Raw genomic sequence first — 12,884 nt, 5'->3', positions numbered from 1 at the left:
CCGAGAGGCTTAACTATACAACGCTCAAGTGTTTTTGCTAAGACAAAGAAGCGAAAAAGAAGCGAAGTAGAAACTAACTAAAGTAGACAGAGAAAGAGATTAATCAGAGTAGCTTGTTTCGAATTTTGAAGAATGATAAGAAAACTGAAAAAGTTAAGATAAGAATCATCAACGAATTATCTTGGCGGCGATAGTGCGGTGGTCCCACCTGACCCCATGCCGAACTCAGAAGTGAAACGCCGTAACGCCGATGGTAGTGTGGGGTATCCCCATGTGAGAGTAGGTCACCGCCAGGTAAGAGATAAAGAACCCCGAGTCTAGAGATAGGCTCGGGGTTTTGCTTTTTGGAATTATAATCACTATAATAAAATATAACAGACAAAATGATGTTTGGTTATTAGAATAAATTTGTTTGTGATCAGAAAAACAATTTGGGCAGAAAATAATTTAAGTTCAAATCAATCTGATTAGCACGGAAAGGCTAAATAATCAGATGAGATTAGAATTTCTAGAAAATCAAGGAGTCCATTTTGACCTTCCAATCTCTTCAAGCCAAATACAAACGCCTATTGTCGGAACATCGGGCGTGGTCTTTGTTGCGTGCAGATAATGCACCTTATATTTTAGCCTTTATCGAGTCCTTATTTGCAGATGACAGCGAAATAGAATACGGGCAAGCTCGTTTATTACTGGAAACCGAAATTGAACGTAGCCGTGAATTGGGGATTTGGGAAACGGAAACTAATGCTAATACTTACCTAAATCAATGGATTCGCCAAGGTTGGTTAAGGGAGATGGATAACCACTTAACAAAAACTGATGCGGCTCAAACCGCATTACGTTTTGCTCGTCAATTAGAAGAGCGAGCCGCAGGCACAACGGCATCTCATTTGCGTATTGTACAAGATGCAGTACGAGATTTTGTTGTTGCATTGAGTAGCAATACAGATGAACGCCTTGCGTTACTCGAACAGAAAAAATCGGAAATTCAGCATGAAATTGACGCATTGCAAGCAGGTATTTTGGTTGAATTGGATGACAATACTAAGCGCGAACGGATTCAAGAAATTTATCAACTTTGTTCTGTGTTAACAGGTGATTTTCGCTTACTGGAAGAAGAAATTCGCCGCCTTGATCAAGAGTTGCGTATTCAAATGATTGCAGAAGACAGTTCACGTGGAAAGGTATTGCAATCTATGATGGAAAAAGAGGAATTGCTGGCTAAAACAGAAGCCGGAAATGCATTCGAAGGTTTTTTCCAACTACTTTGTGATCCGAATCGAGCTACAGAATTTCGCGAGCAAATTCGACTTTTACTAGAAAATGACGGTGTTTCGCAATATCTTTTGGGTAATCAGTCTCGTTTCTTAGCGCAACTCATGAATGAGCTCAATAATGAAAGCCAACGAATTTTTCGTATTCGGCGTCGTACAGAACAAGAACTACGAGCTTATATTGAAAGTGGTCAAGCACAGGAAAATCAAGCTATTGATCGCCTAATTAGTCAATTAGAAAAATTAGCGATAGAGTTAGGAAACGTTGAAAATTTATTACAAAAAAACACCGCACTTTCCCTACCAGTTGGTCCAATTCTCATTACCTCACCACAATCTATACGGCTAAAACAACCTGATGAAAAACTAGAAACCAATACCCAATTGCAAATTAACTCAAATAAAGTGACTGATGAGGTTTTAGGAAGTTTACAATCTGTTAATGTTCGTCAAGTAGCAAAAGCACTTCAGAAAATATTACAACAACAAGGGGTTCTTTCCATTGCTGGCTTGGTGCAACACCGTCCCATTCATGCTGGTTTGGAAGAATTAGTCTCTTATGTGCGAGTTGCTAAGGCTATTCGGGCAACGGAATTGAACGAAAAAGAATCGGTCATTATTGAAGATCATCAAGGCAATAAATTGAAGGTTTCTGTACCCATTTTATTGCTAAGTGCGGAACTTTTTCCGTCTAATATGGATGAGTTAAATGTTTAGGAGGCTATATGTCAAATAGTTTTTTTGAAATCATTACGAGAAAAAAAGAAACAGTTGAACCAACCTCTTCCCCTGAATTAGAATCTGAATCCCTTAACGAGCCTGAAGAAGATGACGAGATGGTAGAAGGCTTGTCAGAAGAGACTCGGCGTGTATTGGTTTATCTACTTCGTCAAGGTGTTATTCTAGCCTCACAAAAACCCAAACTCTTCAAAGAATTATGTCATTATCAAGAAGCTATTCGGCATTACCTTTCACAAATTTATCTCTATTTAATATTAGACGAACTCAATGGCGTCGCTTTTGTCGCCACTAACGACCAAGCTAGTTGTGATGAAAATGGTGAGGAAGAGGAAGAAATCCTTTCTTTAATTACTCGCCGAACACTTTCTCTTCCGGATACGTTACTTATCTTAGTATTATGCAAACATTATCGAGAACGTAAAGATTATGGTGAACAAAAAGTTGTGATCGATATTGAACGTATTGAATCAAATTTAACCCCTTTCCAGCCTTTAACGGATCACGGCAGCCTTGAACGTAAAAAACTATCGGGTAGATTAAAAGAAATGGTCAAGCGGAAAATTCTTGCACCCATTCGTGGATCGGAAGATCGCTTTGAAATTACGCCGATTATTCGCTATATCATCGGTACCGAATTTTTAGAATCAATGTTGGCGGAATATTTAAGGCTGGCTAAAGAATCTGGGCTGAGAAAAGACAGTGAGCAAGATAATAATCCAAAGGAGGCTGAATAATGGGCGCGCAAAGTGATTTATTCGGACAAGGGCAAATTCGTCTTGCGGAATTAGCTGTGTATAACTGGGGTTCATTTCATGGTTTACATTCCGCCCAAATCAACCCTGAAGGTACGTTAATTACAGGCACGAATGGCACAGGCAAATCTACTTTTATTGATGGACTAATGGCATTGTTACAACCTGCCGGCAAAGCCAGTTTTAATGTCGCCGCTGCTCAAGGGGATCGTAGCGACCGTTCTTTGCTTTCTTATATGCGTGGCAGTTTCGGGTCAGAACATGATGGTTCACAAACACGGGTCAAAAGCAAACGTGAGAAGGCCGTGCTAAGCGGTTTACAAGCTTTGTATCGCAACGATGATGGCTCACAAATTACCTTAATTGCGCTCTTTTGGACGTTGCAAGCGAGCAATAGCCTAAGTGATGTAAAACGTTGCTATTTAATTGCTAAGAATTATTTGCCACTCAAAAGCGTATTAGATGCTTTTGGAAATGGTGATGTTAGACAGTTTAAGCAGTGGCTCAAAAATAAACCCGAAGTGATTTGTTGCGATGATCGTTTTAATGAATATCAAGATTTGTACCGTACTTATTTGGGGATGGAAAATAAAAATGCACCTGCGTTGCTTTCTCGTGCATTGGGGTTGAAAAAAATTGATGATTTAACGCAACTTATTCGTGAGTTAGTGCTAGAACCGAGTCAGATTAGAGATGAGGCGCGGCAGATTGTGAGTGAATTTGCCGATTTGGTGGCAACGCACGATCAATTACTTGATGTGCGTCAGCAAGTCGAACATTTAGAAAAATTGCCAATTCTGGCGGAAAATATTACGCGACTTCAAGCTCAACAACAGCAATTAGAACAGCAAAAATCAAATCTTGGCGCTTATTTTGCAGAGCAAACTGCGATACTTTTAACCCAAGAAATTACTCACTTGAAAACGGAACTTGAGAACCTGTATCACCAACTTCATCAATGTGAAACAGAAATCCAAGATAGCGAAAATCTTGTAGAACAACGCCATGCTGATTATCTTAAGTTAGGCGGTAATCAAATTGAAATGTTGAAAAAAGAGCTAGCTTATGAGCAAGCTAACTTGGAGCGGATTATTCAGGGGAGTGGTCTTTATCAAGAAACTTGTCGCAAATTGAATATGGATGAAAAATTATCTGAAGTTGTTTTTCAGCAAAATCAACAAGTTGCTAAAGCGCAATTAGCGGATAGTCAAGCTCAAAAAGATGCCAAATTAACCGAATATGCCCAATTAGCGCAACAGCAGCAAAGCTTGGAGAAAGTGCGGTCAGAAACGGAGACGGAAATGCAAGAAATTGCCTCCCGACCGAATTCTAATATTGCGTTGCAATATCAACAATTACGTGATCGTTTACAACAAGAACTGCACTTTGCCGATAATGTGTTGATGTTTATTGGCGAATTAATTGATGTCAAAGAAAATGAACAACCGTGGCAAGGGGCGATTGAACGCGCTTTAGGTGGTCGCCGCACCACGCTTTTAGTACCACAAGGAAATTATGCCCAAGTGACGGATTGGTTGAATCGTCATCATACGGGGCTATTGGTGCGTGTGCAAGTGGTTGATGACGAAAGTCCATCAGCAGTGCAATTTTCCGCGCAAGGCTTTTTAACTAAATTAGTTTGGCGAGCACATCCGTATCAAAATTGGCTAAAAAACTATTTAGAAAAATTTGATTTGCACTGTGTTTCTTCTGTCGAAGAACTGAATCGCACGCCATTTTCCCTAACGCAACAAGGTTTAATCCATTTGCAACAGGGCTATTTTGAGAAAAAAGATCAGCACAAAATCACAGATCGCCGTCAATGGCAACTGGGTTTTAGCAATCAACAACGTTTAGCTTTGCTTAAAACCGAGCTGCATCGTCTTGAACAGGATATTGCCCAATCTAAAGGGTCAGTTGCAAAAGCTTATCAAGGCATGGCGCAATTACAAGATCAGATTGATCAGTGGAAAAAATTAAGTGAATTCCAATGGGAAGAGATTAATGCCCCTTATTGGCAACAACAATTAGCTAAAACTCAGCAAGAATTGACCGCACTTGAGCAATGTTCCGGCGATTTAAATCAAGCAAAAATCCGTTGGGAAGAAGCTAAAGCAGCATTACAAGAATTGCAAACACAACAAAATAACTTGTCCGCTGAAAAAGGTTCGCAAGAAAATAATTTGAAAAACACTCAAATTCAGTTGGAACAGGCTGAAGAACAGATGCAATCAGGCATTGATGAGACAATTCGTCCCTTGTTGGCAAAGCGTGTAGGTGTGGTGAGATTAGATGATGCGATGCAACAAAGTAATGTAGAGAATCTGTTAATAAATGACTTTACCGCTGTACAAAAGAAACTGGCAAAAGAAGAAAACGATGCTAGAAGTATAATGGACAGATTTAGAGGTAATACAAAATGGCAACCATTAACTGTCGATTGGCTTAGCGATCTAGCTGGGCTTTCTGATTTTCTCCGTTATCTCGATAAGTTACAAAAAGAAGGGCTACCTGAATTATTTGAGAAGTTTAAAGGCCGTTTAAACAAGCATACGACACAATCGTTGGCTCGGTTACAAAATCAGCTAGAAACTGAATATGAAAAGATCCGTGATCGTATTAACCGTATCAACTTGGTCTTGGCGAAAACGGAATTTAAGCAAAACAGCTACTTACGTTTGACAGCCAAACGGGAAAAATATTATCACGTTCAAGAGTTTGATAAAAAAGTGAAAAAAGCCTTGAGTTATTTGACGGGTGATAATCACGAAGAGCGTTTTTATTTATTACAAGATATTGTCAATATTTTGGAGAAGGCAAGCAGCAGCCAAAGTGCTCATACTCTTGAGAGCTTACGATTATTAGATCCGCGCTATCAAATGGCATTTTATGCAGAAGAAATTCACAATGAAACGCAAGCAGTTTTAGATGTGTTAGATTCTTCTAGCGGTAAATCAGGTGGCGAAAAAGAGTCGTTTGCAGGTGTCATTATGGCGGCAAGTTTAGCCTATGTGTTAACCCCGGATCATTGCGACCGCCCTGTGTATTGTACGGTGTTTTTAGATGAGGCGTTTTCCAATACCGCAGAAAGTGTCAGTCGTCGCGTTTTACGCGTGTTTAAAGCCTTGCATATTCACGTCAATCTGATTACACCGTTTAAAAATCTTGATTTAGCGCGAGAATCTGCCAGAAGTTTGCTGATCGCAGAACGGGATCCAGACAAACACGAAAGCCGTTTGTGTGAAATGACCTGGCAAGAGTTAGATCGTCAACAGGCAGCACGCCAACAACAATCTTTGGATAAATTAGGCATTGAGGTTATCTCATGATTTTACCTGAACAAGCCATTGCTCAACTATACCAAAAAGAATGGCAAAACCGAGTGCATTGCAAAGCCAGGCTAAAAGGCGAGCGGGCATTTCCCATTGAAATTGCGCTTAAACCGCCTAAAAGTGGCAATTTGTTGTTAAAACAGACCGCACTTTTCGAGCAATTTGTCACTTCTTGGCAAAACCAACCTTGTTGTTTTAAGATTGAATGGAGGGCTCGACAATATCGCCACTTTGGTGAACAGCAGGTACCAACGAAATGGATTATCCCTAATTGGGATAATTTGGTGGAAGTGTTAGGTGAAAAAGTAAAATATCAATTTGAAAGCTGGAAAACAAAATTGGCATTTTTGTTGGAAACCTTACCGGCACAATCGGCGTTGTTCCATGTTTTTATCGATCATTTAGAGCAGATTGAAGAATTTTCGCTAGAAGATCTCTCATTATTTCGTGATGTTGTTCCGCAACTTAAACCTCAAATGGGGAAGGGGGATTATTTACGGGCATTGCCGCTAGTGGGTGTGGACACCAAATTTGTGGAGTGCCATTTTCGTTTGCTAGAAGATGTGTTGAATGTACTTTATGACGGCGAAGTGAAAGCAAAGGGGCTGTTAAGTTGGTTAAATTGTAAAGCCAAGCCAAAGGATTGGCTGTTGGTTAAACCCCTTTGCCCACAAACACAACAGGCGTTAGGCAACTTACCTTTGTTGCGTTTAAGCTCAGAAACCTTGTGGAATTATATGCTACCCGCCAAAAGAATTTTGATTGTAGAAAATGAGCAATCTTGTTTAGCGTTACCGGTGCTTAGGGAGACGATTGCGGTGGCTGGTGGTGGTAAAAATGTCACTTGGTTGGCAGCCAATTGGCTAAAGGACAAAAAGATTGGTTATTGGGGCGATATAGATAGTGATGGCTTTCATATTTTGAGTTTAGCACGAGAACGTTGCCCCAATTTGACCGCACTTATGATGGACGAACAAACTGTGCTGACATTTCAGGGGCGAATGGTAGACGAACCGCAATCATTAAACCAAATTCCGCCTAATTTGACTATGCAAGAACAACAGCTATTTCAACGCTTAAGACAAGGTGACTACGGTAAAACGCGTTTAGAACAAGAACGGGTTAATGCTGATTATATTGAAAAGTGCTTGTTAGATTGGTTAGAGGGCGTGTAGTGTAGAAAAGGTGCAATGGATATATTGATCTATTGCACCTAATATTCACTAACGCATTAAGTTAACACACAAAATCTCGCTTAATGTATAAAGGGAAGAGCCTTTTCTTAGCTTGATGGTACGCTGGCGTTGTTTTTTGAGAGAAGAACGTTCACCCTTGCCCCAAAATTCAGAATAATAATCCGTATTTAATTGTGTTAATTGATAAGTTTGACAGTTGATTACTTTTGATTGTCTCATTGATTTTGCATAGATGGTTGGATCACCAAAATTATAAAGCCCTTTTGTCATATTGATCACAATATCGAAATAAACGAGATGCCGTTTACCTGATTCTGCCCATACGGAATTAATATCAGCATAATAATGCGCCTGTTGTGATATTTTTAAATAACCTTGCTCTACCGATTGAGGTGGCTCAAGTGGGATGTTGGGTATTTTTTTGGTTTCTTTTGCAGCGCAACCTGCGAGAATTAGAGCAAGTAAAAGAGTTATAACTTTTGTCATGGTAGGCTCCTTAAACCATAAATCTAGGTTGGTTCATTAAGGGTACTCTTATTGTGTCATAAATAGGCTTGCTTTAAAACTACTAATTTTATTGAAAATGTCTGAGTCACTTTATAGTTCTTTTTTTAGTATTTCTAATACATTAAGTAAACTCTTCACTCGTTCATCTGCAATAGCAAAGCGTTCATTGGTTGAATTTGAATTGACAATAAAGGTACGAATATTTGCTGCTTTTGCTGCAATTAAACCCGTTACACTATCTTCAATGATGATGCAGTCTTTGACCGATACACCTAATTTTTTCACCGCGCTTAAATAAACTGCAGGGTGAGGTTTGGCGAGTTCTTCATCCGCAGCAGTGCATTGTATTGGGAAATAATCCCACAAATTCAATTTATCGAATACTGCTTTGATGACTTGTCGATTTGATGAGGTCGCGAGAGCCAATGTAATTCCTTTTGATTTTAGGAAATTGAGTAATTCATAAAGTCCATTCATCGATTCACCATCAGCAGTAATACGTGCACAGACTTTTTCTACTATTTCTTTTTTAAGTTCATTAGGTGAAATCGATAAATTAAACATATCAACCCAAATGGCGGCTAATTCATCTACACGAATACCGCGCGTGTATTTCTCACAATCTTCATCGGTAATAGCAATGCCGTAACGAGCTAGAATTGAAATTTGTGCTTCAGCCCAAAATGGTTCGCTATCAATTAGCACACCATCCATATCAAAAATAACACTTTTAATTTTCATCATTATTACTCCTTTAAATTAAGGTCTGTTTATCTTTCAATAAAAGACTGCATTGTTGCATTAAAAAAAGCGATTTACTATTGCAAATCGCTTAGAAATTAGGCTTTTTCGACTTCTAATCGTTCAAAAGAGAGAACTTTTGTTTCGAGTTGGCGTAACAATAAGGTCGCAAGACCCGTAATGATAAGATAAATTAATCCTGCAATACTGTATATTGTTAGCGCATCATATTCAGTACCATAAAGTTGTCTAGCATATCCCATAATATCTAAAATGGTAATGGTTGAGGCTAAAGAGGTACCTTTAAACACCAAAATGATCTCGTTGCTATAAGAGGGTAACGCACGGCGCAAGGCATAGGGAATTAAGATTTTTAATGTTTGCAAACGACTTAATCCTAAAGCGGCACAACTTTCCCATTGCCCTTTCGGAATAGCTTTTACTGCACCATGGAATAGCTGTGTTGAATAAGCTGCACTGTTTAGCGCAAGTGCTAACATGGCACAAAACCATGCATCAGAGAGCAATCCCCACAGAGGGCTTTCAACAATCCACTGAAATTGTCCAGGCCCTGCATAGATCAGGAAGAACTGCACAAGCAATGGGGTACCGGTAAACAGAATAACAAAAATTTTCACCGCGCTTTTTAGCACTTTATTATTTAGTGATAATAAAAAAGTAAAAAACACCGCTAAAATAAAAGCAACGATAAGTGCAACTACAGTGAGTGCCAAGCTGGTTGGAATCCCTTGAACAATGATTTTTAGGTATTCATAAAACATCAGCATCCCCCTCGTTCAAAGCGCGTGAAACGTAATTCAAGTTTACGGATGAATACTTGGCTAATAATTGTGATGACTAAATAAATCAACGCTGCTAAACCATACCATGTAAATGGTTGATGTGTGTTCGTATTAATAAGTTCAGCTTGACGCATTAAGTCGCTGACCCCGATTAATGAAATTAATGCCGTATCTTTTAGTAACACAAGCCATTGATTACTTAGCCCGGGCAAGGCATGACGCCATACTTGTGGCATAATAATATGGAAAAAGGTATAACCACGGCTTAATCCTAATGCGGCAGCACTTTCCCATTGTCCTAAAGGAATGGCTTGAATGGCTCCACGTAAGGATTGCGAAGCATAAGCGGCAAAAATAAGAGATAATGCCGTAACCCCACAACCAAAGGCACTAAATTCAATGTAGTCACCTGTGATGATCTCAACCAGTTCGGTTGCGCCGAAATAAATTAAAAACACCACAATAATCTCAGGTAGCCCACGCAATAGTGCGATGGCAACAGAAATAGGTTTACGTACACAAGCAAATTTATTGGTTTCTAGTATCACAAAAACCATAGATAACAGCAAACCAACAACTAAAGAAGAAACTGCAAGCCCTAAGGTCATTAGGGTTGCAGATTTCATTAGAGGAAGATATTCAAAGAACATGACTTATTTTGCCGTCATCCATTTGTCATAAATTTTTTGGTATTCACCATTAGCTTTAATTGCAGTCAAGCCTTTATTTAACTCGGCAACTAACTCTCTGTTACCTTTGTTAACTGCAATTCCTAGACCATTACCAAAATATTTTTTATCTGTTACCTTTTCACCCACAAAGGTTAAATTTGCTTCTTTGCTCAACATATCAGCAAGTACAGCAGTGTCCCCGAAGATGACATCAATGCGACCATTTTTTAAATCCAAGATAGCATCTTGTAAAGAAGCATAAGCTTTAGGGCTGTATTGTGTTGCTTCTGCCACAATATATTGTTGGAAGGTTGTACCATTTTGTACACCAATATTTTTTGCTGTTGCTAAATCCGCTTTGCCTTTTACCGCAATGAAACTTGCTGAACTGTCATAATAGGCATCACTAAACAACACTTGTTTTGACCGCGCTTCTGTAATATCCATTGCTGAAATCGCTGCATCGATACGTTTTTGTTTAATCGCTTGCACTAAGCCGTCAAAAGAATGGCTTTTGAATGAGCAGTTGGCTTGGATTTCTTTACAAATCGCATTGGCAATATCCACATCAAAACCAATAATTTCTCCTTTTTCATTGGTTAATTCAAAAGGCGGATAACTTGGTTCCATAGCAAATTGAATATCACGTGCTTGTGCGCCAAATGCAGTTGTCGCTAAAAGCGCAGTTAGAAGTAATTTTTTCATAAGATCTCCTATTCAGAGTGGGATAAGTATTGTTTAAACTGTTCTGTTTTTGGATTTTCAAAGCAACTTGCATCGCCCATTTCAATGATATGACCCCGTTCCATATACACCACTTTTGTGGCAACTTTACGCGCCATACCGACTTCATGTGTCACAATGACTTGGGTAATGCCGGTTTCTTTTAATTCTTGAATAATAGACACAATTTGCGCCGTGATTTCAGGGTCAAGAGCTGCTGTAGGTTCATCAAATAGTAATACCTGCGGCTTCATCATTAATGCACGGGCAATAGCAACGCGCTGTTGCTGACCACCGGAAAGTTGTAATGGAAAACGTTCAGCGTGTTCTTCTAAGCGTAAGCGTTTTAATAATTCAATCCCTTGTGCCTTAGCTTCAGTTTCACTGATGCCCAAAATTTTCATTGGTGCTTCAATCAGATTTTCAAGCACCGTAAAGTGTGGCCATAAATTATACTGTTGGAACACCATGCCTACATTCTTACGTAGTTGCAATAATTTTTTCTGATCCATTTTTTCAGATAAATCAAAGGTACTGTTAGCAATATTTAGCTCACCGGATTTAGGCACTTCAAGTAGGTTTAGGGTACGGATTAAGGTACTTTTCCCGGCACCACTAGGCCCGAGCAACACAACGGTATCGCCATCTTCTGCCGTTAAATTAATGTCAAATAAGGCTTGTGATGAACCGTAAAAGAAATTGAGATTTTTAACACTAATGGTCATTGTAAAATAAAGTTATATGGATAAAGGAAAATTGAAAATATATTAATGTTTTTTGCATAAGTATGCAATATAAAAAGAGATTTATGCATGAAAAATCACAAGGCTTTTGTGAGAATACTTGGACAGTTGAAGATATTTTTATTGGTTTTCCTATTTTTGTGATCTTCATTCCAAAAAAGTGCGGTCAGGCTTGGTGGAAATTGGAAATATTGATAGATTATTTCGCATGAAATCTGTACAATCGCCGCCTACGATTTTCCTGCCGTAAGGTGTAATAACGAGGCGATATGTCAGAAAAAATTAATTTAATGAATTTAACGCGCCAGCAAATGCGCGAGTTTTTTAAAGAATTGGGTGAAAAGCCTTTTCGTGCCGACCAGTTAGTGAAATGGATTTACCATTTTGGTGAAGATAACTTCGATAATATGACCAATATTAACAAGAAGTTACGTGAAAAATTAAAAGAAGTTGCAGAAATTAAAGCACCGGAGGTGGCGGTAGAACAACGTTCGGCAGACGGTACGATTAAATGGGCAATGCAAGTAGGGGATCAACAAGTTGAAACGGTTTATATTCCTGAAGCAGATCGTGCAACACTTTGCGTATCTTCACAGGTAGGTTGCGCATTGGCTTGTACATTCTGTTCAACGGCACAACAGGGTTTTAATCGCAATTTAACGGTATCAGAAATTATTGGTCAGGTTTGGCGTGCTTCAAAAATTATCGGGAATTTTGGGGTTACCGGTGTGCGACCGATCACTAATGTGGTGATGATGGGAATGGGGGAGCCATTGTTGAACGTGGCTAACGTGGTGCCGGCCATGGAAATAATGTTAGATGATTTTGCTTATGGTTTATCAAAACGCAGGGTAACGCTTTCAACATCCGGTGTTGTACCGGCTTTAGACAAATTGCCGGAAATGATTGATGTTGCTCTAGCAATTTCATTACATGCACCAAATGATGAATTACGCGATGAAATTGTGCCGATCAACAAAAAATATAACATCAAAATGTTAATGGATAGTGTGAACCGTTATTTAAGTGTGTCCAACGCTAATCATGGTAAAGTCACCATTGAATATGTGTTGCTTGATCATGTGAATGACGGTACGGAACATGCGCATCAGTTAGCTGAAGTGTTAAAAAATACGCCATGCAAAATTAATTTGATTCCGTGGAACCCGTTCCCAGAAGCACCCTATGCCAAAAGCTCAAATAGTCGTATTGATCGCTTCCAAAAAACCTTAATGGAATACGGCTTTACGGTGATTGTTCGCAAAACCCGTGGGGATGATATTGATGCTGCTTGTGGGCAATTAGCCGGCGATGTGATTGACCGCACCAAACGTACGGCGCAAAAACGTCAATTTGGTCAGAACATTGATGTAGCAGTACGCCCGTAACGTTAAAGTGCGG

At 39.3% G+C, this 12,884-nt stretch carries 12 protein-coding genes and 1 rRNA gene; 7 read left to right on the top strand and 6 right to left on the bottom strand.

Going from position 1 to position 12,884, the window contains the following annotated elements:
- Positions 1-180: 180 nt before the first annotated feature.
- The 5 genes from rrf (at position 181) to Q0O89_RS04120 (ending at position 7,274) form a co-directional block, all read left to right on the top strand.
- Positions 181-296, top strand: a 5S ribosomal RNA gene (rrf, locus tag Q0O89_RS04140).
- Positions 297-530: 234 nt separating this feature from the next.
- Positions 531-1,991 carry a DUF3375 domain-containing protein gene (locus Q0O89_RS04135; protein ID WP_293730445.1) on the top strand — a complete coding sequence of 487 codons (1,461 nt, stop codon included), beginning with the start codon at positions 531-533 and terminating at the stop codon, positions 1,989-1,991.
- An 8-nt stretch (positions 1,992-1,999) separates the two neighbouring features.
- Positions 2,000-2,749 carry a DUF4194 domain-containing protein gene (locus Q0O89_RS04130; RefSeq protein WP_293730444.1) on the top strand — a complete coding sequence of 250 codons (750 nt, stop codon included), beginning with the start codon at positions 2,000-2,002 and terminating at the stop codon, positions 2,747-2,749.
- Positions 2,749-6,096 (top strand): ATP-binding protein, encoded by a 3,348-nt coding sequence (locus tag Q0O89_RS04125; RefSeq protein ID WP_293730443.1) that lies wholly within the window; start codon positions 2,749-2,751, stop codon positions 6,094-6,096. The genes Q0O89_RS04130 and Q0O89_RS04125 overlap by 1 nt, the downstream gene beginning before the upstream one ends.
- Positions 6,093-7,274, top strand: coding sequence for a DUF3322 and DUF2220 domain-containing protein (locus Q0O89_RS04120; protein WP_293730442.1), 1,182 nt, complete (start codon positions 6,093-6,095; stop codon positions 7,272-7,274). The genes Q0O89_RS04125 and Q0O89_RS04120 overlap by 4 nt, the downstream gene beginning before the upstream one ends.
- Positions 7,275-7,322: 48 nt before the next feature.
- On the opposite strand, the gene Q0O89_RS04115 is transcribed toward Q0O89_RS04120, so the two are convergent.
- The 6 genes from Q0O89_RS04115 to artP form a co-directional block, all read right to left on the bottom strand.
- A complete protein-coding gene (locus Q0O89_RS04115) occupies positions 7,323-7,781 on the bottom strand; it encodes a surface-adhesin E family protein (protein ID WP_293730441.1) in 459 nt (152 codons plus the stop codon).
- Between the two features lie 111 nt (positions 7,782-7,892).
- Positions 7,893-8,543 (bottom strand): hexitol phosphatase HxpB, encoded by a 651-nt coding sequence (gene hxpB, locus Q0O89_RS04110; protein WP_293730446.1) that lies wholly within the window; start codon positions 8,541-8,543, stop codon positions 7,893-7,895.
- A gap of 98 nt (positions 8,544-8,641) precedes the next feature.
- Positions 8,642-9,325, bottom strand: a complete 684-nt coding sequence (gene artM, locus Q0O89_RS04105; RefSeq protein ID WP_293730440.1) for an arginine ABC transporter permease ArtM — start codon at positions 9,323-9,325, stop codon at positions 8,642-8,644.
- The gene (gene artQ / locus Q0O89_RS04100) at positions 9,325-9,996 is read right to left on the bottom strand and encodes an arginine ABC transporter permease ArtQ (RefSeq protein WP_293730439.1); all 672 of its coding nucleotides are present in this window, start codon (positions 9,994-9,996) and stop codon (positions 9,325-9,327) included. The genes artM and artQ overlap by 1 nt, the downstream gene beginning before the upstream one ends.
- Before the next feature lie 3 nt (positions 9,997-9,999).
- Entirely contained in the window at positions 10,000-10,722 is a 723-nt protein-coding gene (locus Q0O89_RS04095; protein ID WP_293730438.1) for a lysine/arginine/ornithine ABC transporter substrate-binding protein, read from the bottom strand.
- Positions 10,723-10,730: 8 nt separating this feature from the next.
- On the bottom strand, positions 10,731-11,465 hold the full coding sequence (artP, locus tag Q0O89_RS04090; protein ID WP_273315088.1) for an arginine ABC transporter ATP-binding protein ArtP: 735 nt from the start codon (positions 11,463-11,465) through the stop codon (positions 10,731-10,733).
- An 83-nt stretch (positions 11,466-11,548) separates the two neighbouring features.
- Here artP and Q0O89_RS04085 point away from each other — a divergent pair, with 83 nt between their 5' ends.
- Complete coding sequence (locus tag Q0O89_RS04085; RefSeq protein ID WP_273315090.1) at positions 11,549-11,695, top strand: hypothetical protein; 147 nt, start codon at positions 11,549-11,551, stop codon at positions 11,693-11,695.
- Between the two features lie 57 nt (positions 11,696-11,752).
- Positions 11,753-12,871, top strand: a complete 1,119-nt coding sequence (locus Q0O89_RS04080; protein WP_293730437.1) for a bifunctional tRNA (adenosine(37)-C2)-methyltransferase TrmG/ribosomal RNA large subunit methyltransferase RlmN — start codon at positions 11,753-11,755, stop codon at positions 12,869-12,871.
- Positions 12,872-12,884: the final 13 nt, after the last annotated feature.

This window comes from uncultured Actinobacillus sp. (assembly GCF_945915845.1).
Taxonomy (GTDB): Bacteria; Pseudomonadota; Gammaproteobacteria; order Enterobacterales; family Pasteurellaceae; genus Exercitatus.
The sequence above is the reverse complement of the archived record's forward strand: the minus strand, read 5'-3'. Positions and strand labels throughout refer to the sequence as shown.

Excerpts from the sequence above, each read along its gene's own strand:
- Q0O89_RS04130 (WP_293730444.1), top strand. The coding sequence starts at position 2,000 with ATGTCAAATAGTTTTTTTGAAATCATTACGAGAAAAAAAGAAACAGTT.
- Q0O89_RS04125 (WP_293730443.1), top strand. The coding sequence starts at position 2,749 with ATGGGCGCGCAAAGTGATTTATTCGGACAAGGGCAAATTCGTCTTGCG.
- Q0O89_RS04120 (WP_293730442.1), top strand. The coding sequence starts at position 6,093 with ATGATTTTACCTGAACAAGCCATTGCTCAACTATACCAAAAAGAATGG.
- Q0O89_RS04115 (WP_293730441.1), bottom strand. The coding sequence starts at position 7,781 with ATGACAAAAGTTATAACTCTTTTACTTGCTCTAATTCTCGCAGGTTGC.
- hxpB (WP_293730446.1), bottom strand. The coding sequence starts at position 8,543 with ATGAAAATTAAAAGTGTTATTTTTGATATGGATGGTGTGCTAATTGAT.
- artM (WP_293730440.1), bottom strand. The coding sequence starts at position 9,325 with ATGTTTTATGAATACCTAAAAATCATTGTTCAAGGGATTCCAACCAGC.
- artQ (WP_293730439.1), bottom strand. The coding sequence starts at position 9,996 with ATGTTCTTTGAATATCTTCCTCTAATGAAATCTGCAACCCTAATGACC.
- Q0O89_RS04095 (WP_293730438.1), bottom strand. The coding sequence starts at position 10,722 with ATGAAAAAATTACTTCTAACTGCGCTTTTAGCGACAACTGCATTTGGC.
- artP (WP_273315088.1), bottom strand. The coding sequence starts at position 11,465 with ATGACCATTAGTGTTAAAAATCTCAATTTCTTTTACGGTTCATCACAA.
- Q0O89_RS04085 (WP_273315090.1), top strand. The coding sequence starts at position 11,549 with ATGCATGAAAAATCACAAGGCTTTTGTGAGAATACTTGGACAGTTGAA.
- Q0O89_RS04080 (WP_293730437.1), top strand. The coding sequence starts at position 11,753 with ATGTCAGAAAAAATTAATTTAATGAATTTAACGCGCCAGCAAATGCGC.